Annotated in this window: 12 protein-coding genes; 3 read left to right on the top strand and 9 right to left on the bottom strand. The window is 58.3% G+C overall.

What is annotated here, in order from left to right:
- Window positions 1–327 precede the first annotated feature (327 nt).
- Window positions 328–1584: a glycosyltransferase family 4 protein gene (locus B5D62_RS22800; RefSeq protein WP_085936234.1), complete on the bottom strand. Its 1257-nt coding sequence runs from the start codon at window positions 1582–1584 to the stop codon at window positions 328–330.
- The gene (locus B5D62_RS22795) at window positions 1581–2831 is read right to left on the bottom strand and encodes a glycosyltransferase family 4 protein (protein WP_085936233.1); all 1251 of its coding nucleotides are present in this window, start codon (window positions 2829–2831) and stop codon (window positions 1581–1583) included. Before B5D62_RS22795 ends, B5D62_RS22800 begins: the two co-directional genes overlap by 4 nt.
- Before the next feature lie 135 nt (window positions 2832–2966).
- Between B5D62_RS22795 and B5D62_RS22790 the strand changes: the two genes are divergently transcribed.
- Complete coding sequence (locus B5D62_RS22790; RefSeq protein WP_085936232.1) at window positions 2967–3827, top strand: formyltransferase family protein; 861 nt, start codon at window positions 2967–2969, stop codon at window positions 3825–3827.
- A gap of 48 nt (window positions 3828–3875) precedes the next feature.
- On the opposite strand, the gene B5D62_RS22785 is transcribed toward B5D62_RS22790, so the two are convergent.
- Window positions 3876–5531: a B12-binding domain-containing radical SAM protein gene (locus tag B5D62_RS22785; RefSeq protein ID WP_085936231.1), complete on the bottom strand. Its 1656-nt coding sequence runs from the start codon at window positions 5529–5531 to the stop codon at window positions 3876–3878.
- Window positions 5532–6456: 925 nt separating this feature from the next.
- Between B5D62_RS22785 and B5D62_RS22780 the strand changes: the two genes are divergently transcribed.
- Both B5D62_RS22780 and B5D62_RS22775 read left to right on the top strand, forming a co-directional pair.
- The gene (locus tag B5D62_RS22780) at window positions 6457–13869 is read left to right on the top strand and encodes a type I polyketide synthase (protein WP_269435120.1); all 7413 of its coding nucleotides are present in this window, start codon (window positions 6457–6459) and stop codon (window positions 13867–13869) included.
- On the top strand, window positions 13866–15272 hold the full coding sequence (locus tag B5D62_RS22775) for an aminotransferase class I/II-fold pyridoxal phosphate-dependent enzyme (RefSeq protein ID WP_085936229.1): 1407 nt from the start codon (window positions 13866–13868) through the stop codon (window positions 15270–15272). Before B5D62_RS22780 ends, B5D62_RS22775 begins: the two co-directional genes overlap by 4 nt.
- 215 nt (window positions 15273–15487) lie before the next feature.
- Here the strand turns inward: B5D62_RS22775 and B5D62_RS22770 are convergent, their stop codons facing one another.
- The 6 genes from B5D62_RS22770 to B5D62_RS22745 form a co-directional block, all read right to left on the bottom strand.
- A complete protein-coding gene (locus B5D62_RS22770; protein WP_085936228.1) occupies window positions 15488–16267 on the bottom strand; it encodes an SDR family NAD(P)-dependent oxidoreductase in 780 nt (259 codons plus the stop codon).
- Between the two features lie 144 nt (window positions 16268–16411).
- Window positions 16412–16834: a helix-turn-helix domain-containing protein gene (locus B5D62_RS22765; protein ID WP_085936227.1), complete on the bottom strand. Its 423-nt coding sequence runs from the start codon at window positions 16832–16834 to the stop codon at window positions 16412–16414.
- A gap of 1114 nt (window positions 16835–17948) precedes the next feature.
- Window positions 17949–19169: a KpsE/RkpR family capsule polysaccharide export protein gene (locus B5D62_RS22760; protein WP_085936226.1), complete on the bottom strand. Its 1221-nt coding sequence runs from the start codon at window positions 19167–19169 to the stop codon at window positions 17949–17951.
- Between the two features lie 7 nt (window positions 19170–19176).
- A complete protein-coding gene (locus tag B5D62_RS22755) occupies window positions 19177–19851 on the bottom strand; it encodes an ABC transporter ATP-binding protein (RefSeq protein ID WP_085936269.1) in 675 nt (224 codons plus the stop codon).
- Window positions 19848–21449 (bottom strand): ABC transporter permease, encoded by a 1602-nt coding sequence (locus B5D62_RS22750; protein WP_085936225.1) that lies wholly within the window; start codon window positions 21447–21449, stop codon window positions 19848–19850. The genes B5D62_RS22755 and B5D62_RS22750 overlap by 4 nt, the downstream gene beginning before the upstream one ends.
- A gap of 32 nt (window positions 21450–21481) precedes the next feature.
- Window positions 21482–22822: a glycosyltransferase family protein gene (locus tag B5D62_RS22745; RefSeq protein ID WP_139374028.1), complete on the bottom strand. Its 1341-nt coding sequence runs from the start codon at window positions 22820–22822 to the stop codon at window positions 21482–21484.
- Between the last annotated feature and the right edge of the window lie 130 nt (window positions 22823–22952).

The raw sequence follows: 22952 nt of genomic DNA, 5'->3' as shown, positions 1-22952 counted from the left end.
GACAAAGAGGACGAGGGGGATGGGGAAACAGGAACGCATCGCGTGCCACAGGCGCTCTCCGCACTGCACCGTGAATTCGCGCATCTTACGCCCCTACCCCTGTCGACCCGGCAACTTAGCCATGATTTAATCTTCTTCCTAGCAGCTAGCTTGTGTCCAGTCGCCTCTTCTATCGCACGACATGGAGGATGACGACCGAATCTCATGATCCAAAGGCAGACCGCACCAGATCGGTCTCACGGATTTCGCCGCATTCGCCGCCGCGCTGGCGCTCGACTGACGCCAGCGGTGCGGTGCGGCCAGCCTGACATGGCGATCGCCAGCTGCTTAGCTGGAACCCAGATCGGCTACTTCCAAGATCGCCTTCCCTGCGTCGTTCCAGGTCGGAAACGCTTTCGGTGTGGCGAGCGCCGTGGCGATGCGTCTAGCGGCCCGTGCCAACGAAGCTTCGTCCGTGATCCAGGCACTCATCGCTCGAGTGAGCGCTTCGGGACGTGCGGGATCGAAGTAAACGGCAAGATCGCCGCCGGATTCGCGTGTTGCGCCGACGTCCGCAGCAATACAAGGCACGCCCTGAGAGATGCTCTCCTGCACGGCCAATCCCCAGCCTTCGCCATGGCTCGGCATAACTGTGAATCGCGCACGACTATAGAGGGCGCCAAGATCGGTATCGCTGACGTTCCTGAACCAGATGACCTTGCCTTCGCGGGCAGCCCTGGCAAGTCGAGCCTCTACGTCGCCTGCCTTCCATCCTTTGCCACCGACGACGACGAGTTGGGGCACACGAGCGCCCAGTTGCGCCCGCAGCGTCTCGATTGCATCAAGAAGGGCCGGAAGATTCTTGCGAGGCTCGACGGTGCCCACGAACATGATGTAAGGCCCCTCCACTATCGCGGGACGATGCGGGCTGTTGCCGGGGAAGCTATCCCAGCCGACAGGCATGATCGAGATAGGCCGTTCGGGCAATCCACGCTCGGCAAGAATCCGCCGGAGCCGCTTCTTCGTAAATTGCGAAAGCACCAGCCAGTGGTCAACGGCCGGAGCAATCTGCACAAGCTGACGTGAGAATGCGCGCACGGCATGAGCCGGGGTCCATTCCGGTCGCTCGATCAGATAGAGATCGTGGACCTGCTGCACGATGCGTAAGCCGGTGCGGGTCTTCAGGTCAGCAACGATCGGTGCATATGCTTTCTGCCACCAAAGATCGCCGGGGTTGAACAGGCTATCGCCCCTTGCAGGAGGTTCGACGATCTGCAGCGACGACCTCCGCCCCGGAACATAGCCGAGTGCCAAGTAAGGTATATGGAAGTACTGACCTTCACGAAACGCGCCTGCAAAGCTCGCATGTCGCAGCGCCGCCGAGTGAAGTCGCCGTAGTGCTGGAATATTGCCTATCGCACTTGGGTCGATCTGGACGAAGCGATTGTCACCGAGCAGTCGGGCAACGAACTCCACTTTGCCGGACTGGCGGATGGCATCGGACGCTGCGATCTTCTCAATCACTCGCTGCACGCCACCAGGACGCTTGAAATAGGCATACCAGTGCAGAAGCCCCGTGAGATCGAAGAGCAGCCGTCCGCTCATTCGGCCAACCCGAGTACGGTCTGGCCGGCATCGTTCCAGCTTGGGAAGATCCCATTTTGAAGAGTTTCTCGAATGAGGGCTCTCTGTCGCGCGAGCATCTGCCCATCCGTAATCCACTTGGCCATCAGGGCTTGTAAACCAGCCCTATCTGTCGGCTCAAAATGCACCGCCAGCCCGCGACCGGCTTCTCGAAGCGCCCCTGCGCTGGACGCGATACAGGGTACGCCATGCGCGATGCTCTCTTGGACTGGCAAACCCCAGCCTTCCATGTGGCTGGGTGCCACAGTAAAGAGTGCCTGGTTGTAAAGAGCCGGCAGCTCCGAATCTCGCACTGAAGACAACCATCGCGTTGACGGCTCTTGCCAAAGCCGCTTTGCCATTCGCATCGACCGCCAACCATAAGTGCCCACCACGACCAATGTGGGAACGCGCGCCCCCAGGTCACGTCGAAGACCTTCCATAGCATCCAGCAGTGTGGCCAAATTCTTTCGCGGTTCGATCGTACCCACGAATAGGATGTAGGATTTTTCTGTGAGGTTATACCGTCGCAGTACCTCCTTGTCGGCGAGGGCGGACGGCTTAAAACTATCCCACCCTATTGGCAGCACGTCGATCGGCTTGACCGGCAGGGACTGCTCCGCCAGCCACTTTTCGAGGCGATCCTTCACGTAGTGCGAATTGGTCACCCATCGATCGACGGCCGGTGCGATCCTGGTGAACGTCGATACGAAGGTGCTCACAAAGCTCCTCCCGAACCAATCCGGCCGGTCAATCACAAACAGATCGTGGACCATCTGGACGACTCGCACGCTGGTCCTGGCTTTCAACTCAAGAGTGAAGGGCGCATAGCGCGGCTGCCACCACAAATCGCCTGGATTGAATAACGTATCGTCTGGGCCAGGTGGTGCCACAGACTGAAGTGCAGGCAAGAGGCACGCCGAGAGTCCGAGGCCGAGATATGGGAGATGATACCACCACATGTCCGCCATGAGAGCCGCCGGTTGCGCTCCTCGCATGCTTCTCACGAAAAGAGCGCGCAGCTGTGCCGGATGGCCAAAAGCCGCTGGATCGATTTTGTAGAACGTGCTGCCACCAAGGCCGCGCGCGACGTACTCCACCGTCTCGCTCTGCCGAAAGGGCACAGAACGAAGTAACCCTTCTGTCACCCGCTGAATGCCTGAGGGGTTCGAAAAGTAAGCATACCAGTGAAGCAGCCCGGTGACGTCGAACAGAAATCTGCGAGGCATCGTTGGCTGTCATATCGCAACTGGTAAGGCAATTTCAGACTGTAATTGTACAGCCGCGCTCTGGCAAGGCTCGGGGCGCACGTGCTAAACGGACTAGCGCTGTAGCCAACGTCAGCTTGCCCGGTGAGAGCGAACGTGAAGATCGTGCTCTGCCATCTTAATAGCCTTTCATGCCTGCCTGGGCTCAACCAGTTATTCAAGGATATCGGCAACGACATTGGCATGGTCATTTCCTCTACACGGTTTGGTTCCAGGCATGGAACTTTCTGGCAACAAGTGCGAAACAGCGTTCGACGCCACGGACTGCCGCTGACGCTTTGGCTGGGCTGCGACATCATCGCGGTTCAGTTCGTAACGACGGTGGCGCGCGTCGTATTGTGGATCACCGGTCGCCCCGCCGATCTTGCGACACTTCCGACGCTCACCGCACTTCGCGGAGCCCGGTTCCTCAAAACAGCGAACATAAATGATGCCGCCACGCTCGCAGCCGTCTCCGAATATTCCCCGGATCTGATCGTCGTCATGAACTTCGATCAAATCCTAGGCAGGCAACTGATCGAGAAGCCGCGCCTCGGCGTTCTGAACGTGCATCCCGCGCTTCTGCCGGAGCTTCGTGGCCCCTGCCCGGTTATATGGGCTCTCATGCAGGGCCGCGCGATGTCAGGAGCTTCGATTCACATTATCGAAGATGAAACCATTGATAGCGGGCGCATTCTGGCGCAAGCGGAGGTTGCCATCGATGGATCACAGTCGGTCGCCCGCATCAATGCAGCGCTGTTTCTGGCCGGTGCTCGGAATCTCGGAGCAGCAATCTCAGCCTTGCGCGCGAACCCAACGGCGGGAAGCGTTCAAGATTCCAGCCGGGCGAGCTATCTAGGATTTCCCACTCGAGAAGAAATGGTGGCGTTTCGACGAGCTGGTCTGAGGCTGTGCCGGCTTTCGGATCTATTTCACTTATTGGCAGCAGCAAGCGGCCTCGGATCATGGCGATCATAGGACCTACCGCAGCCGATGAAACTGCGAGCTTGAAGTCGCGCGCCGTAGTTACCCCTCAAGCGCCTTTTTGATGGGGCGGGCTGCAGAATAGGCGATCGGCGATTGCCACGTACCATCGTCGACCTCCGCAATTTGCTGCGCAATCGATGCCGAGACGATGCGTGAAAAGGGACCAAGGTGGAGATAAAAGGCGCACATCAGAGCGACTGCAGGCAGCGCGCCTGGGTTCGTTCGGGCGCAAACGTAGAGAGTTTCCAGATAGTGCCGCAAGGCAAGCGGATGCAATCTGCAAGCCGATCGCAGGAGGCGGAAGAGATTTCGCCAGTCATCGGATGAAAGACCGGCAAACCGCCATCCCGTCGGGACCGTGGCTTTTGGTGGCCAGAAACAATCAAGCTGGCGGGCCAGCCGCTTGGTCCGTCCGAAGTATGATTCCGGGGTATAAATGCGGTCGATCACATTCTTATAGTCCATCAAAACCTCTCGCCGCGGCCGCTTCGTTTCGAAATTCAGGCCGAGGGTACACTGGTCGCCGCCCTTTTCGGGCCACGCCCGCAAAAGCCAATCCGCGGGAAACATCCTGCCTTCCCTTTTAAGGCGTGTCGTGAGCTGCGTGTTGGCAAGGGCGGTGAGCAGTCCGACCATGCAAACTGGAATGTCGGCTTCCTCTATGCAGTTCACCATCTCTTCGGCGATGCTGCCCTTTTCGGTGTCGAACCCAACGATGAAGCCCGCGATGGCAAAAATGCCGGCGCCATATATCTTGTGAAGACTGTTCGCCAGACTCCGGCGTGTATTCTGTTTCTTCTGCGCTGCCACCAGCGTATCTCCATCGGGACTTTCGATACCAATGAACACCACGAAGAAGCCGGCTTGCCGCATCATCGCAAGCAATGCATCGTCGTCGGCTAGGTTTACCGAAGCTTCGGTCGAGAAGATGAATGGATAATCGTGCTTCTGCTGCCAAGTGATCAAATGGGGCAACAATGTCTTTACCGCCTTCTTGTTGCCAATGAAGTTGTCATCAACGAAATCGAGATGGCCACGATAGCCACCAGCATGAAGAGCATCGAGCTCACGGAGCATCTGATCGATCGTCTTCACGCGCGGGACCCGACCGTAAAGCTCAATGATATCGCAGAATTCACAATTGAAGGGGCAGCCTCGCGAGAACTGGATGGAAAGATACTGATAGTCGCTCCGTCGCAACAGGTCATAACGAGGCGATGGGCTCTTGGTGACGTCGACCGTGAACTTCTCGGCAATGAAGACGCCGCGACGTTCACCGCTTTCCCAGGCAGCAATGAAATCCTGGATGACCGCTTCGGCCTCACCCTTGACGATAAAATCGGCACGATGGTAAGATTCAGGCTCAGAGGTCACGTCTGGCCCGCCAACCACGACGACTTTTCCTAAGGCCTGTGCTCTCGAGATGATGTCCAGGCAGTCTACGCGCTGGACGTTCATGCCGCCGGTCATGACCAGATCGGCCCATTCGAAGTCGGCATTGCTGACGTCAGAAACATTCCTATCGATCAATCGACATTGCCAATGTGCAGGCAGCATCGCGGCTACCGTCAGCAATCCCAACGGTATCGCGGAATGGCGTGCTCCCGTAACTTTGACCGACTCTTTGTTGTTCCAGAACGTCGCAACGGGGAATGCCGGCGATATCAGCAACACGCTGCATGAGGTTTTCAGCATAGGGTCCGGTCCTCCTTCGTAGTGTGCGGGCACCGCTTGAAATGCGTGCAATCATTGTTGCCTATAGGAACACGCTGCTGAACTCCCGATACCTATTCGAAGGGCGTTAATGCACGATCGGCGTCCCGGAGTTCCCGATGCTGTGGAGCTGAAGCTGCGGTGCAGGAACAATTGCAATGCAGCGACTCAACAAAGCCTCCAAAGCTTTCCGGAGCAACCAGCCTGGGCGCCGCCCGGAGCTCTGCGAAATCTGCGTTGCGGCGCAAGGCCTAGGCCTCCCAAGCAGCTTGTCTACCCAGGCGGGTGTTTCGGAGGAATGCTAACAAGATGCTGTACCTGTCGGCACGTGATTGTTGTAGCGTCATTCGCTCTCCTTGAAGTGGAAATGAAGCCATGCTTCGGCAGGCCCTTGAAGTTGGCAAAGCGGACCACCTTGGCAAGCCCCCGGGAAGCCGTCGATGCCGAAGGGCCTTGATGCTTCCGGCAATGCATATCGAGGTTGCCATGATTTTCAATGGCGCTAAGAGAGCCGGGCGTAGTATCAGAAAACGTGCGGGGGTGCGCCTGATACAACTGCTCCTTGAGCGTGGCGTGATTATTGCAGATCCACGCTGGCGCAGGGATCCATCAGCCGCCCAAGGACGGCAATTCGTCGATGAGGGTATAATGGTAATTCGTCGGTAAGAGTATAATGGTAATCCGTCGGTAAGGGTATATAAATAGCAGGTATTACGGCGGCGATTTAATGCGTCGAAAATTTTGAATCCGCCGCACATCAGTGCGTCTGCAAATTCCGACTTTGATTCATAAGGCTTCCAATTATAACAGGGGGTGGCAGCGGAGGCGAAATGAACGGTTTCGGTTTGTTTTTGCCTCGATGCGCTGAGGCTTCGAACCTGCCTCGGCAGGTCACTTGGGGGATGGTGTGGCAGCGAAGCAGCGAGCTGAAGTAGCGATTATTGGATATGCGTGCCGAATGCCTGGCGCGCGCGATAACGAACGCCTGTGGCAATTGCTGAAAAATAACAAGTGCAGCGTTACCTGGGTTACTCCAGATCGATTTTCCACTGAGGGCTATTACCACCCTGCTACCGATCGGGCCGGGCGGACCTATACTTTCGCGGCCGGGGTGATCGACGACGCCTGGGGATTCGACGCCACAGCCTTTGGCATGAGCCCGCGCGAAGCGGAACAGGTGGACCCACAGCACCGGCATCTGCTTGAGGTCACCTATGATGCGATTGCGCATTCAGGTGTGCGGCCGTCAACCTTGAGCGGTAGCGATACGGGCGTCTACATAGGTGCGTCGTCGGTCGACCACGGCACGCGCTTTCTCGCCGACCCAGCAGTGGTGGACGTGCACATGATGACGGGCAATGCGCTCAGCATCATGGCCAACCGAATTTCCTATAGTCTCGATCTGCGCGGCCCGAGCTTCGCGATCGATACCGCCTGCTCATCCTCCCTTGTCGCTCTTCATCTTGCTGCAGACGCGATCCGCAATGGCACGATCGATACGGCGATCGTCGGTGGCGTCAACATGATCCTGTCGCCGCTTTCCTTTGTCGGCTTTTCCCGTGCTTCGATGCTGTCACCGACGGGTCTCTGTCGTCCATTCGACTCCGCCGCCGACGGTTACGTCCGCGCTGAAGGAGTTGCCGTTTTCGTTTTGAGATCGATGGCTGCAGCCCATAAGGCACGCAACCGAATCCGTGCGGTCATCGTCGGTACCGGAATCAATCAAGACGGCCGGACTACCGGTCTCTCCTTGCCGTCCGCTAAGTCTCAGCAGGCACTTCTTGATCGTGTCTATTCCGATTTCTCGGTCGATCCAGCGGATCTGCTTTTTGTTGAGGCGCACGGGACCGGTACGCGGGTCGGCGATCCTCTCGAGGCACATGCCCTCGGCTCGGCGCTGGCACAGCGTCGCGCGCAAACCCTACCGATCGGCTCGATCAAATCGAATATCGGCCATCTCGAACCCGTCTCAGGTCTCGCTGGTCTGCTCAAGACAGTTATGGCGCTGGAGCACGGTGTGGTGCCGGCGACCTTGCATCAGAAGTCACCCAACCCCGACATCATGTTCGACGAACTCAACCTCAGGGTGATTGATCGCAATCTTCACTTGGGTGACCACCAGGGCGATGCGTTGGCGGGGGTCAATTCGTTTGGCTTCGGTGGGACAAACGCACATGCCATTGTCCGGGCAGACAAGAGCGTGGAGCGGCTAGTCCAACTGCCTCCGCATTGGGTGCCTCCTCTAATCTTGTCTGCGCACAGTTCAGAGGCACTCACAGCGCTGGCCGCGCGGTATTTCGACCAGTGGCCCGCCACTATGCGCAGTGCTCTCGAGTTTATAGGCGCCAGCGCCTTTTCCAGAGATATGCTTCCGCATCGGGCACTGTTCCTGGGAGCGAGCACGGAGGAGATCCGCCGCGGGGTTGGCGAGTTCGCAGAGGGCAACGAGCCCGCGTCGGCAATCGTCGGCCAGTCCCTGGGCAGCGATCTTCCGGTCGCGTTTGTCTTTGCCGGCAATGGCTCGCAATGGGCGGGTATGGGCCGCACGGCCTGGGAGACGAACGAGAATTTCCGTGATGCGCTCCGTGAAGTCGAAGAACATTTCGCGAAGGTGCAGACGTGGTCGATCATCGATACGCTCTTCGCCGCCGATCTGCCGGAGAAGCTGCGGCAGGCAAGCTATTCGCAACCGCTGCTGTTGGCGCTGCAGGTCGCGACAGTACGCGCTTTAGAATCGATGGGGGTAACGCCGTCGGCGACCGTGGGCCATAGCGTTGGCGAGATTTCGGCAGCGTGGGCCGCCGGCGCTCTCAGCCTCAAGGATGCAATCGACGTCGTCGTGGCCCGCAGCCGCCATCAGGAATCGGCGCGTGGCGCAGGCGGCATGGCAGCCGTCATGCTGAGCGAGCGCGAAGCCAAGCGTTTCCTGAGTTCCATCCTCGGCATCTCCGTCGACATAGCCGCCGTCAATAGCTGGCGTAACGTCACGATTTCGGGCCGGCATGAAGATCTGGACAAGGTGCTTGCCGCGGCAAACAAGGCTCGTATCAGTGCGCGGCGTCTGGACCTCGATTACCCCTACCACAGCCCGCTAGTTAATTCCGTCCGCGCGCCTCTCCTCCGGGAACTTTCAAAGGTCAGGTCGCTGCCCCCTCGCCGCAAGTTCTTCTCAACCGTGACCGGCGCTGCGATTGAGACCGAAGCACTTGGAGCCGAACATTGGTGGCGCAACGTTCGAGATCCGGTTCAATTCTATGCAGCCATCAATGCGATGGTGAAGGAAGACTTCAGGGTCTTTGTGGAGATCAGCCCGAGGACAGTTCTTGCCAACTCCGTTCGCGATGTTCTGCGTGAGAAAGGTATTCGCGGAGCCGTCATCGACACGCTGCGCGAAAAGGAGGTAGTCGAGAATGGCGCCAGCCTGCGGGCCGCAGCAGCTCGGGTCGTGGTGTCAGGGGGCACCGTCAATCTCCATCGGTTCTTCGGACAACCGCCAGCCAGTTCGATCGATCTGCCGCTCTATCCGTGGCAACACACGCAGCTCAAGATTGGACAGTCCAAGTCTGGCAATACGTTCCTTGATCCTCCGTCGCACCCGCTGCTCGGCCGCAGGCCCAGGCAGGATTCAATGGAGTGGTTCTCAACAATAGATTCGCAACTCTACCCCTGGCTCGAGGATCACAAGGTCGGCGACATTTCAGTCATGCCGGCCGCCGCATATGTCGAAATGGCTCTTGCCGCCGGCCGTGAAGTGTTCGGTGACGGCCCACTGGAACTCAGGGACTTCGACATTCTGCAGCCGCTCCAGTTCGATGGGCGTACAATGCACGAATCGCAGGTTCGTCTGTCGCCCGAAACTGGCCTCATCGAACTGCTGTTCCGTCAGCGCGACGAGATTTCAGAATGGGCCTTGCATGCCCGGGGAGTTGTTGGCATCTCTCCCGTCGTGGGAAAGAAGAAATCCCTCCCCTCCCCGGGCCCGGTGATCGTTCTCAAGTCCAAGGTGTACGAAGTCTCGCGGTCGCTCGGGCTGGGTTACGGCCCGGCGTTCCAAAGACTTGAGAAAGTCAGTTTCCCTCAGCCCAAGCTTGCCTTGAGCTCCGTTACGCCCGTACTTCCGCTACCTCCCGCCCCCTATGTGACGGACCTCACTGCATTCGACGCCTCTTTCCATGCGCTGTTTGCTGCGGAAGAAGCCGGCGTCGCGGACATGCCGATGAAGCGCTATTTGCCGGTTCGGCTGGGTTGTGTGCGCGTCTACAAACCCAACGCCGTAATTGCGACCATTGTCGCCCGAACATTGCGCCAGTCGCCAACGTCCTTGTTGGTCGACATCGAACTGTACGATGAAGGCGATACGCTGGTACTAAGCGCCGAACTCGTGAGGCTTGTCGAAGCGCAGAGCGAGGCTGGCGCCAATCCTCAAGCGCTGAGCTATCACGTTTCAGAGTGGGTGCACGATAGACCGGGTACCACTTCCCTGCTTGTGCCTACTCCCTTTGCCACGGCAGACACAGCCGCCACGGCATCGTTTGACGAGGCCAATCTGCTCCTCAATGCCGGTTGTTTGCGCGCTGCATGGAAGGCCCTTTCGATGCAGTCCAGTTCTGAACAGCTGGACGACGCCCTTCAGCCGGACTGGCTGCCATTCCTGCGCAGCTCGCTGTTCTGGCACCTCGAGTCCAGAGGCCTCGCCGGCGAACAGGAAGGCAGGCGGATTTTCGCGGCGAGTTGTGAGCTACCCGAGATCAGCTCGATCGTGAAGTCCCTGACCGTGCGCCATCCATCGATGATTGCCGAGATCACCGGTCTCGCGAGAATTGACGAAGTTCTGCATGGAATCATTTCCGGCGAAAGGAACGGCGCGGCGGACTTCGCGTCGAATCATTGGCGGCACCTGAGTGCCTCGTCGCCCCAAGTTCAGCTTCTGCGCCAGGCGGTGGTAGGACGCTTGTCAGAAATGATGGCGGCAATGGACGCCGACCGGCTGGTGCGGGGGCTCATGATCGGCGCCGAGCATATCGAGGTCGCGTGTACGCTTATGTCCCGCTTCTCCAATCTCGAACTCATCGTCACGGATGCGGACGACTCCCGGATCGAAGAAGCTGGCATCGCTCTTTCGGATGCTTTCCCTCGCATCCGGTGCATGTCGTGGTCGTCGATCGGAGAGATTCCGGCACAGAGTCTGGATTTCTGCGGCGCCGTTGATGGCCTCAGCGAGGCCGCTGCGATGCCCGACGCGCTGCAGACATTGCACCGACTTTTAAGGCCAGGGGCTCCCCTGCTGGCGGGTGAGCTCAGTCCCAGCCTGTTCTGGGATATCGCCCGCAGTACGCGTCGCAGCTGGTGGCATCGCTCAGCCAGCGCGGAATTCCCTGTTGGTGCCCTGTTGACGTCTCAGGAATGGACGCAAGAGCTCGAATCAGCCGGCTTTCGGTCCATCGTCGTCCTGTCAGCGGACAAAGAATCGGCTTTCGGAACCCTGCTTGCTGCCGTGGCCGGGAGGCTTGCTCCTGGTTTGCCCGCAACGAACGACAACGCCCCGGTGTTTTCCTGGGAAGGGCCGGCCAACGACGGCGGTCTCCTTACCAGCTTGCGCAAGCAAGTGGCAGGCAGCTTGCCACACACACCGGCCGTCACATCCACTGCAGAGGCAGCTCCCTCGGTCACGGATATCGTCTGGGCAGTGGACCGCATTGACGGAGGCTCATCGGAACTGGCCGCGGAACTCTTGGCAATTGCCGAGCGGCTTCGATTCAGCGATACAACGCCGGCAAGGTTTTGGGTGGTCATCCCCTTCGAGAATGCCGGCGAGTTGCCGTCGCATCGCCCGCAATGGTGCTCTCTTGCAGCAGCAATGCGTGTCGCGCGGAATGAGAATGCTGGGCTTGAGATCAGGTGTCTTGGCGTAGCTGGCGAGACATCCGACGTCTTCGAAGCCTTGGCAGCGGAGTTGATGAGCCCGGACGCTGAGCACGACGTGTTCATCGAGCCCGCCCGGCGCACGATATTCCGGCTGGAACGTGGTGTGGCCGAGCAGGCCTCAGATGCTTGCCATCAGCCCGATACGACCGTCGTTCTCGAAAGCGGCAAAGGCTTCGCGCGTCAAAAGCTTGTCTGGGCTTCGGCGCCCCGGCCCGTTCTCGGAGCCGACCAGGTTGAGATCGAAGTCAAGGCGGTCGGCCTCAACTTCCGGGACGTAATGTGGAATCTTCGTATGCTGCCCGAGGAGGCGCTGGAGGATGGATTTTCCGGTCCGGGTCTTGGCATGGAGTGTTCGGGTGTCGTTTCCCGCGTGGGGGCCGAGGTAAGTCAATTCAAGCCGGGCGATCGCGTAGTTGGCTTTACCCGACAGGCATTTTGCGGCCACGTCGTCACTCCGGAGTTAACGGTGGTTCGACTCCCCGAGAACCTGTCCTTCGAAGCGGCAAGCGGCATTCCCGTCGCGTTTCTCACCGCTTACTACTCGCTGATCCATCTGGCTAAGCTGACCGCGAAGGAAACCGTACTGATCCATGGCGGCGCTGGCGCCGTGGGGCTGGCGGCAATCCAGATTGCCCGGCGACTGGGCGCGCGAACCATTGTCAGTGCAGGAAGCGAAGAGAAGCGCGCGCTGCTTCGCAATCTCGGCGTCGATTTCGTCTGCAACTCTCGGACCTTGGCCTTTGCTGACGAGGTCCGCGAGTTCACAGGAGGCAAGGGCGTCGATGTCGTACTGAATTCGCTCGCCGGCGAGGCAATGATCCGATCCGTGGATTGCTTGCGGCCTTTCGGGCGATTCGTCGAACTCGGGAAGCGCGATTTCTATTCGAACACTCATCTTGGCCTGCGCCCGATGCGCCGGAACCTCACCTACTTCGGCGTCGACGTTGACCAATTGATCGGCGAACATAGGCATTTGGCGCGTCAGCTTTTTGTCGAAGTACTCAACCTCTTCAGATCGGAGGATCTTTCGCCGATCCCCTATCGTGTGTTTGACGGCGAGTTCGTAAACGACGCATTCCACCTGATGCAACGGTCCGGCCACATCGGCAAAGTCGTAGTGACACCGCCGACATCGGCCGCCACGGCAAGCCGGGCCGGCGCGCACTTCCCGGTCGATGGCCTCGGGACCCATGTCGTATTGGGAGGCACGAGAGGCTTTGGACTAGCGACCGCAGAATGGCTTGTGGCACGCGGCGCCAGGAACATCGTTCTGGCCAGCCGGAGCGCAGACCTTACGGATAGCGGCCTCGCCAAGGTTGAGGCCATGCGGCTGCGCGGCGTCACCGTTTCAGTCGAATCGGTGGATGTGACGAGCAAGAAATCGCTTGCAATTCTCTTTCATCGGTGCGCGGTTACCGGGCCGATCAAGGGTATCGTGCTCGCAGCCATGGCGCTCGACGATCGCCTGATGGTTAATCATGATCGCGTTTCGATCGCCACTGCTCTCGAGCCGAAGGTGGATGGCGTGATGAATCTTGAAGCGATCGCACAGGACCTGAAGCTCGATTATCTGCTCCTCTATTCGTCATTCACGACCATGTTCGGCAATCCGGGCCAATATAATTACGTCGCTGCAAATGCCTTCATGGAGGGCATGGCCCGACGGATGCAAGCCCAAAACATCCCGGCCGTCGCCGTGGCTTGGGGCGCGATCGAGGACGTGGGCTTCCTGGCTCGCAACATGGTTACCGATGCGCATCTGAAAAAGCGCTTCTCCTCGAGCCTGATTACCTCTCAGATGGCTCTCGATGCTCTCGATTGGCTTTGCGACGACAATGGCCGCTTCATCACTGCGAACTGTGGCATCGCGCGAATGGACTGGGCTGCGGCGCGCCGTGACCTCGTTACTTTACGGTTGCCTATGTTTACGGCGATTGCAATGGCGTCCTCTGGCCACCAGAGTGAGGAAACGGCGGCGCTCATCCAGCGACTGAAGTCGCTTCCGATCGACGAAGCGACCGATGCCGTAGTGGAAATTGTGGTCGTGGAGATTGCTCGCGTTCTACGCCTGCCTCCAAAGGAGATTGACCGTCACCGGCCACTGGCTGAGATCGGCATGGATTCCCTGATGATGCTCGAGTTGCGCACGACCGTTGAAGCCACGCTCCAAATCGAATTGCCGATGATGTCGCTTTCAAGTGGCATCACGCCTGTCGATGTCGCCCATCGGATTGCCTTGCTGGTGGCGGGCGCCGAACAACAGGCGTTCTCTGGAACGATCGCGGCGATCGCATCGAGTCATTTCACGTCCGATGCCGAAGGCAGCACATCTGCAGAGCAACAGGCGGCGGTAAACGCCATGTTCGGCAAAGTGCGCGAAATGGAGAAGCAATGAATTTGGATCGCCGTGAGGCCGAGAGCACGGTCGAGAGTGTGCGGCTCGCATTGGCGAAATCCGCAACAGTTCCAAAGCGAAACAAGGCGGGAACAGCTGCTTCCATTCCGGCCAAAGGGCGAGCGGCAGATCCCTTCGAGTCCTTACCTGAGTACGAAGTCCTCAGGCTCGGGCAAGCTTTGAGCAGCATTACGGGCGTTGCTAGCCCCTTTCATCGCCTGCATGACGCAAAGGCCGGGGAAATCAGCTTCATCGCCGGTCAACGGGTCGTCAACTTCGCATCCTATGATTACGTAGGCCTCAATGGCGATCCAAGAGTCGTTGAGGCCGTCAAAGCGACCGTCGAAAAGTTCGGCATGTCGGCGTCAGCCAGTCGCTTGGCAGGGGGAGAGCGACAGGTTCATCGCGACCTCGACATTACCTTGGCCCGGCTACATGGTTGCGAGGATGCCCTCGCATTCCTGAGCGGTCACGCCACGAACGTCTCAGTGATCGGGACCTTGCTGGGGCCGAGTGACGCGATTTTTTGCGACGCGCTGGTTCACAATAGTGTTCTGGAAGGCGCACGCCTGTCGGGCGCCAAGCGCATTCTTTTCCCGCATAGCGACCTCGAGGCGCTGGAGCGCGCCCTTCGTCTCAATCGCGCTCGTCATCGGCGAGCCCTGATCGTCGTTGAAGGGCACTACAGTATGGACGGCGACAGTCCAGACATGCGTGAACTGATTAAATTCAAGCGTCGTTATGATGCATGGCTAATGGTCGACGAAGCGCATTCCGTGGGCGTGCTGGGGAGGACCGGGCGCGGCATTGCGGAAGAACAAGGAATCAACCCCTCCGACGTCGACATATGGATGGGAACGTTGAGTAAATCGTTGTCGGCGGCCGGCGGCTATATCGCGGGCAGCTCGGCGCTTATTCAGATTCTCAAGTACAACACGCCCGCTTTCGTCTTCAGCGTTGGCATGCCGCCACCGGTCGCCGCTGCCGCATTGGCGGCAGCGGATTTGATGTTGCGAGAACCAGAACGCGTAGCGCGGCTACGCAAGAACGGTGCGTTCTTTCTGGCTGAAGCCAAGGCGCGCGGCCTGGATACGGGCGTGAGCTCGGGGGCGGCTATCATACCGGTCATCGTGAAAAGCTCGGCCTATGCCCTGATCCTTTCCGACCGCCTTTTGAAGCGTGGTTACAACGTCGTCCCGGCAATCTTTCCTGGCGTCGCCGAAAATCAGGCGCGCTTGCGCTTTTTCGTGACTTCCGAACACGCGCCCGTTCATATCACAGGGGTCCTCGATGCCGTCGTCCAGGAATTGGAGACAATTCGCCAAGAACCGTCTTACGTAAGCCAAGTCGTGGGTCAGCCCACCGGGGACTATACGGCTCTTGCGACCGCGGTGGTCGGCTGATTCGCCTCAAACCTTGGATCGCCGGAGGTTAGATTCTACCAGCTATATCGCGATGGCGGGTTCGGGTGTGCCATCGCGATGAACCAACGAGATCGGGGTTTTCTATTCGATTGCCCCATTGGGGGCGACTAAATCGGAAAATGTCGTGAACCGATTATTGCGTCATGTCAGGCTAAGATGCCGGACAATGCTTCTCATTCGGTCGGTGCGCCTGACTAATGTGCAATGCTTCGTCTTTGGCGTGCGGTAAGACGAATTAGAGATGACGCAATTCCCGCTGGCAGAAGCCCCACCGCCCAAATGGCGATTTTTAGCGGAAGTGGAAAGGCAATGCGGGCGTAGTTTTGGGCAATTCCACGCCGGATCAGTGACGAAGCCCGCTCAGCAGGCATAAGGAAAGGCATCACATAGGGCCAGCGTTCGGTAATCCGGCTTGTCACGAAGCCCGGACAGACAACAGTGACGCCTACACCGTAAGGCCCTAAACTATATTGTAGGCTCTCGCCCCATACACGAACGGCTGCCTTACTCGCATTATAAGTGGCCGCATACGGTAGCCCCACAAAGCCTGCGAGCGATGCCATAATCGCAATTTGGCCACGTCCTCGTGCAACAAGGCGCGGCAATAAAGGCAGAATTGTATTGAACATCCCGCCGACGTTCACAGCCATCGTCTCGTGCGCCAAAGTTAAATCCGATAGGTGGGCGTTCTCGACATCGGGTGAAATGCCGGCATTGGCAATCACGAGATCGATCGGTGAGGCATCGTCGAATTCTGTCAACCAGGCCGTCACGGCTTGGCGGTCGGTAACATCGATTTGCCGTGCACTGACAATGGCACCGCGCTTTTGACAAGCGGCAACGACGGCAGCTAAGCGCTCTGAGTCGCGACCAAGAAGCGCCAAGGTAACTCCGGGCGCCGCATAATCTAAGGCGAGCGCCGCCCCGATGCCGCTCGATGCGCCAGTAATCACAATGCTATTAAAGCGGGTCATAAATTTGCCTATGTCTCAAAAAACTGGGTTGCGACAAGGCAAATAGAGGATGGGACACTGTTTTGGGAGCCATTTGAGGCCGCCTGGCACATCGTTAGTCCCATTCGTCGTGGCAATTGCTAGTACTGACCTCCGCACCAACACTTAGGCCAGTCCTTGGTCGCCCACAGAACCAATAGCTCTTATCAATTCTCTAATACACTTTCGAATTTGCGCCTCGCGAATATTTCCGTATGCCTTTGCCAGTTCAGATGCCTCCAGATTAATTGAGGGATCCCGCTTATATTCCGCTGAAATTGCCGCTTGCCTTTGCCCATGCCTAGATGCGGTCATTGAGACTCGGCCGCTAACGGGCAAGTCCCCAAAGAAGTATGATATGGGCACATCGAGAACTTGGGCGACTTCGAACAGACGGCTGGCTCCAATTCGATTTGAGGCACTTTCGTACTTCTGAATCTGCTGAAAGGTGACGCCGACGGATTTCGCAAGCTTTGTCTGCGTTAATCCAAGCAAAACGCGACGTTGGCGTATGCGAGCGCCGACGTGAATGTCTACAGAGTGTAACATTACGCTCCCTCACAGGCGTGCAGCGTACCATCGCCAACGCGATCAGAGACCCTCTCGTCGAAGGCATTTGTCGGCACAAATCAATTAGGATGGGCATAATTCAACGCGGCACGCGCTCTCGGCACTCAAAGGGTAGAAAATGAGCGCTTAATGGCGCTTGATTGTTATTGTGATTTACCCCGCCGACCTCGACAAGGCGCAATCGTGAGGATCTTTCATGTTTCCGTTTACTCTATGTCACTCAGTACAAATGCTGCCAAAATGGAAAAGTGGGTGCGCCCTTCCGTGGCATCCGGGCAAGACAATTTGTCTCGGCAGTTTTGGAGCTGGTCTGACTGCATGCTGCGGCTTCACTGCGTCAGCTGAGGCGGCCTCCACGCCTTCAAGCAAGTTGGATATTCGGGTGTAGTTATGGAGAGCGTGCCAGATGCGGGCAGATCCGTCGTGGCTCAGAACACTTCCGACACCAACCGGCCATTCGCACAAGCTCTACTTCGTGACCCAGCACGAGAACGGCGAAGGGGCGAACTGGGCGCAGCTGTTTGTCGAGCTGATATTTTCGAGCTCTGGATAGATCGTTGGAGGACTGCTTTGGCGATCTCTGCTCTCCGCTTATCACTGTCATAGGCGGCATCGGCCATGACGAAGTCAGCCGGCTGGTTCCCACCAGGGCATCGACCCACCTGACCGGGCTTGACGACGCCGCCGATCGTGAACGCCGCGACATTTGGGATCGTACCGTCGATCGATTCCATCAATGGCTCCAGTTCTTAGCGCTCTGCCGCTTTCACGAGAGCCTGCCCCGCCGCCACGCGTTTGTCGGTGGCATCCGTGCGATCGCGTCACCAATTGCTTTCGCTCTCCTGTGTCGACCCTCGGCTCCTGCTACTTCTTCCGCCCGACCCAGATGCCGCAGTTACGAGACGGGAGCTTCCCAAAGGTCCACGAAGCTGGCACGAGCTGAACCGCCAACGGGCTTATCTAAAGCGTCGATCTTGCTGCCTTTCAGGGCTCTGGGACTTCAGTTCAATCCAGTCCGGCAGCACCATTCACCAGATTGACAAGGCACAAAAAGTCCCAGCGGCGATCATACCCGGGTATCGTTGAGGTCGTGTCAAAGATGATCGCGAATGGAATAAAATACCAAAGAGCATAGTGCCCAGACTGCTATGCCCGCAGCAAAAACCATACCCGCTATGCGCAGTCGCCGAGGATAGAGCGCCTCTTCCGGCGTTTTCGGCTTCACGAAGGCATTGAGATAGAGCTGCTGCTTCAGCGCCTCCATGCGCGACTGTTCCCTGGCCTGCAGGGCTGACAGATACAGTTTCTCGCGGAAGGCTTCTTCGAGCTTCAAGGCCTCAAAATTGCCGAGAACGGCAGTGATCGTTGGTGAATCGGACTTGCTGGTCGCGATATCACCCCCTTGCGTCATGGTCGCCTGCTGATCGCGGATGATCTCCCGCAGCGCTTCCATCTCGGCGGCGATATGGCGTAGCTGCGGTGAAAGGGGAGCCGATTTCTGGATCGCGTTGTACTGACTTTGCATAGTCGCCAGCCGTTCGCGCTGCCTTGCCTGAAGACCGATGTCGACGTCGGCCGAGCGCGTGGGATCGAGCATGCCGGCCTTGTCCCTGAACTCGCGCAAGGCGGCCCGAGCCTCGATGAGGTCACGCTCGGCCTTTGCCACCTCCTCGTCGCCAAACGCGATAGCATCCTGGCGGGCACGTGCGGAAAGATCATTTACGGCCTTTTCCGCGCTCTTCAGCACAGTGGTCGCGACAGCCAGGGTATCACCGGCTGAGAAGGCACGGACGGTTACGGAGATCACGCCGGTCGTCATGTCGAAGAATGGATCCACCATACCCCGCCAATATTCGGTCTTCCGCTCGATCGAAGCGTTGTTGGCGAGGCGGCTCAGCCAATCGATTTCGGCACGGCGGTAGATGCGGGCGAAACCAAGGTCGCCATCCAGCGCTTCGACGACGTCGCGACTCTTGATGAACTGTACAATGGTCTGCGAGTCCCAGATCTGGCTTGCCGTCACGCCACCGCCGGCCAGACCAGACGGGACCGTTCCCGAGTTGCCATTGTTGGAGAGAATGGGGTCACTCGCCCGCCGCAAATTGAACCGGAATTCCGCGGCATACTGGTCGGACGCAAAACCAAAGAGATAGATCAGCACCACCACGGTGGGCAGCAACACCAGGAGCAAGAAGGAGATCAGATGGCCCCTGCCCTTGATCCTCGTCCTCGGCGGCTTAGCTTGACCTTCGATGACCGCGGCCGCGGCCTCCGAGGGCGTTTGCTTGCGTAGCCGAATGACTGCGGTATTCATAACCTGCCTACGATTCTGTATCGCTATCCAGGCCAAGAAGCTGTCGATAGTCCCCGATGGCAGATTCGACCGAATTATACATTACGATCTGTCCGTCGTTCAGGATCGCACCGATATCACAATACGACCGGATGGTATCGAAACTATGAGAAACCATAATAACATTCGTGTCGCGGATGCGCTCCTGGAAAGCTAACCGACAGCGGGCTTGGAAGCGTGCATCGCCGACTGCCGTGATTTCATCCACGAGATATACGTCGAAATCGATGGCCAAGCTGATCCCGAAGGACAGCCTAGCCAACATACCGGATGAATAGGTCCGAGTGGGCATGTCATAGTAGCTGCCGAGTTCCGCGAAGTCCTGCACGAATTCGACAGCATATCTTGTATTGGCCCCGTAAACCCTGGCGATGAAGATGACATTCTCTCGCCCTGAGACGTCGGGATGAATGGCACCGCCAAACCCAAGCGGAAAGGAGACCCTCCCCGCTCGCCTGACTGTTCCGCGGTCGGGCAGTTCCGTGCCAGACAGCAGCCTCATGAGCGTCGACTTTCCGGCGCCGTTCATCCCCAGGATGCCGACATTGACTCCGCTCCGAAATGACACGCTGACATCGTGGAGCACGCGACGCGCTGAGTCCGGCGTATGGTAACTCTTGTAGACGTGGTCCAGCGTGATCATGCGACGGTCAGCCGGCGTCTGCATACCCTCTCGAGGCCAAATCCGATCATCAGCGTGCCGATCCCCCACATCACGACATAGGGGCGATTGAGCCAGATCGGATCCCAAGTCTCGAAAAAGCCGCTACGGACCCAATCGATACCCTGCAGCACTGGATTCCACACGAGGATTTCCCTAACCCAGTCCGGCATCTCGATCGGGTTAAGGAATATGCCCGACGTGAAATACAACGCCCGCACGACATTGGCGAAGATATGGTCCCACGACTTGACGAAATGCATGATGCTGGCATTCGTGACACCTATGCCGAAACCTACCAGCCACAGGAAGAACAGGCCGCTTGCTGCGTCAGTCACGTTGTTCGGAGCCGAGGGCAACCCAAGTGTCGCGAATGCCACAAGCACGATGACCGCGACGCAGAACTGAGTAATCAGCTCCAGCAGCCCTCGAGCCAGAAAAACATCGACGTGCTGCACCAACGGGACCTGCAGCAGAGGGCGACTTGCTTTTAGGCTTTGCTGGACACCGAATATCGTGTTGGAGAAGAGCAGGTACGGCAGTACGCCGGTAAAATAGTAGACTACGATGTTGCTGCCGATTGGGGCGTAACCGCCGAGATGCGTCGCAGAGAATACTGAAGCGATCAGAGCGAGATGGCTAATCGGCTCGAGCAGCGCCCATAGATACCCTATTCGCGTTTCCCCGTATCGCGTTTTGACGTCCCTTAGAAGCAGGGCAAGAATCACGCGCCCTTGGCTTACCGCCGCGTTGTCCCAGGTTGGCGGAGGGATCGGACGTTTGCGTCGCTCAGGACGATCATTCTCCTCACTGTGATCCTCAATGGGAGGGGCGATACGCTCGCGCACGAACCCCTTGCGTTTCTCTAGATCTGCGAGATAGCGAGTGAGATCGGGGTTTCCGGGAGCCTGAAGCGTGCTGGCGCGTGCGAATTCTATCGCCTGATCAAGATCACCCGCATTCTCGTAAACAACGCTGTAGAACCAAGCGACCCGCGCGCTCGTCCCTTCGAATGTCTCGGCGATCCTAATGTCGGCGAGCGCTTCCGTCGTGCGCCCGAGATGATTGAGCAGGCCGGCCCGGTGCAGCCGAAACTCGACGTTGTTTGCCTCCAGCAACAAACCTCTGTTGGCCGAGGCGAGCGCCCGGTGGAACTCTCCCAGGGCTTCGAGCGCTCCAGCATGGTTCCGCCATCCCAGCGCGACATCCGGTGCCAGGCGGACGTAGATCGAGAGTTGATCCAGCGCTCCCCGGTAGTCTCGTATCGCGAGCAGGCAAAGGCCGAGCTGGAAGCGGGCATTGAGGTCAGCCGGATCAAGGTCGATTACCGATTGGAGCAGCTCCGACGAGCCTGCGTGGTCGCCGATCGCACGGAGAAGAGCCGCAGCGCGCACGAGCAGGCGGGTATCGGTCGGATTTCGATCAACAGCGCGGCGCGTTACATTCGCTGCCTCTTCGTTCTCCCCAGCGTCCCTCAGTCGCTCTGCGACGACAACAAGGCCGACGGCGTTCGCCGGATCCGCATCCGCGGCCGCGAACGCCAAGTCGAGCTCCTCTTCCAGACCGTGCGTCAAGGCCATCACCTTGCCTCCCGCCAAGGCCTCCCCGAATGCTATCTGACGCGCTCGAGGACACCTTCTGAACGTGCCTCTGCACCAGCGCCGGCTTCGTCTGGCACGAATCCCAGTTTTTCGAGATGCAGCGCGACGTTGGCTTTTAGATTGTACTTGGCCAGCGCATGGTCGCGCGCCGCCTGGTAGCGGTTCTCTCCGCGTTGGATTTTCTGAGCCAGTTCGACATAGTTCCCGATGTCGAATGAAGTGAAGGTCTCGCCATAATACTTTGTCACCTCGGCAAACGACCTGTTGCGCGCGCAGAGCAGGTTGGCGCCACTTTCGATCGCCAGCGCGATCACGCCGGACATGCTTTGCCCCACCTCGAGGTACGGCAGGACGACGGCGTCCGAGGCACGCAACGCTTCGATGAAATGCGGATCGGAAAGCTCGCCGACGAAATGCACCCTCTTGCCGAGATCGAACTTCAGCGACTGCGAGAGGGCGGCTTCGAGTTCTCCCACCAGCTTCCGATTCTCGGACTCCGGCGCCGTTCTGCCTCGAACATACGGGATCAGTCGCCGCCGCAGATCGGAGACCGTTTCCATATTCTCGTCGCCAATCAGCTCGATGAGGGATTCAATATAGGGATCGAAAGGGACGCCCTGCGCGACGCTGCTGGGATGCTGTCCACCGAAGATGTACAGGTGATATTCCTCGGGAAGGAATTTCAGGGCCTTTATAAGGGTTTCGTATCCCTTGTACGAGGAGATGAACCCAAACGCGCCGATCACCTTGACACCGGTATCGATGCCATGGCGGCGGCGGAACTCGCCCGGATCGCTGTTGACTAGCACCTCCTGCCGCTGGTCTTCCGTGAGGAAGGTGATCGGAAAATCGACGACCCGGTCGAACTCGTAAATTTCCTGGACAAGACGTCGCTCACGCTTGGTATGGACCATGATCCATACATTCGCGTGTCTCGCGCGGCGGCGACAGTATTCTATGAGTCTCTTGTAGAGTTTTTCAGCAGGCCGCCTCAGGAAAACTTCATCGAGCAAGCGGCGCGTGGCAATGATAGGATGGCCGGCCGCAATCGATTCCCAGAACTGAAACATAATCTGGGAAACATGGAACGCCGGCGGATCGATGCGGTGCATGGTGACGACGACGTTGCGGCAGGCAGCCAGCAGGATCTTCATCCGGTGCAGGACTTGGCTGTGCGTCGCGCCAAAGAGCCCTGCCTCCAATTGTATGTTGACGTAATCATAGTCCGCGATCTGGGCCGCGATCCGTCTGATATGCCGATCGGCGGCGATCGAGAACTGCGGGGAACTTTTCTGCAGCAGGAACAGATCGAGAGGGATGACATCACACTGCATGTACTTGGAGAACTGCATCTTGAGCACGTGGGCGTAGGACGCGTTCCCACAACTCTCATTGTACGAACAAATGATGGCTATTTTTTTTTGTTTCATACTCGCCAGCAAATTCTGGTAGGTCAGGGCAGTCCGCCTGGAATCTGTCAGT

This window comes from Enhydrobacter aerosaccus (assembly GCF_900167455.1).
Classification (GTDB): Bacteria; Pseudomonadota; Alphaproteobacteria; order Reyranellales; family Reyranellaceae; genus Reyranella; species Reyranella aerosaccus.
Note: the sequence above shows the minus strand (reverse complement) of the source record. Positions and strands in the feature narration are given on the sequence as shown.

Excerpts from the sequence above, each read along its gene's own strand:
- B5D62_RS22770 (WP_085936228.1), bottom strand. The coding sequence starts at position 16,267 with ATGACCCGCTTTAATAGCATTGTGATTACTGGCGCATCGAGCGGCATC.
- B5D62_RS22795 (WP_085936233.1), bottom strand. The coding sequence starts at position 2,831 with ATGCCTCGCAGATTTCTGTTCGACGTCACCGGGCTGCTTCACTGGTAT.
- B5D62_RS22750 (WP_085936225.1), bottom strand. The coding sequence starts at position 21,449 with ATGGCCTTGACGCACGGTCTGGAAGAGGAGCTCGACTTGGCGTTCGCG.
- B5D62_RS22765 (WP_085936227.1), bottom strand. The coding sequence starts at position 16,834 with ATGTTACACTCTGTAGACATTCACGTCGGCGCTCGCATACGCCAACGT.
- B5D62_RS22800 (WP_085936234.1), bottom strand. The coding sequence starts at position 1,584 with ATGAGCGGACGGCTGCTCTTCGATCTCACGGGGCTTCTGCACTGGTAT.
- B5D62_RS22760 (WP_085936226.1), bottom strand. The coding sequence starts at position 19,169 with ATGAATACCGCAGTCATTCGGCTACGCAAGCAAACGCCCTCGGAGGCC.
- B5D62_RS22755 (WP_085936269.1), bottom strand. The coding sequence starts at position 19,851 with ATGATCACGCTGGACCACGTCTACAAGAGTTACCATACGCCGGACTCA.
- B5D62_RS22775 (WP_085936229.1), top strand. The coding sequence starts at position 13,866 with ATGAATTTGGATCGCCGTGAGGCCGAGAGCACGGTCGAGAGTGTGCGG.
- B5D62_RS22745 (WP_139374028.1), bottom strand. The coding sequence starts at position 22,822 with ATGCAGTTCTCCAAGTACATGCAGTGTGATGTCATCCCTCTCGATCTG.
- B5D62_RS22785 (WP_085936231.1), bottom strand. The coding sequence starts at position 5,531 with ATGCTGAAAACCTCATGCAGCGTGTTGCTGATATCGCCGGCATTCCCC.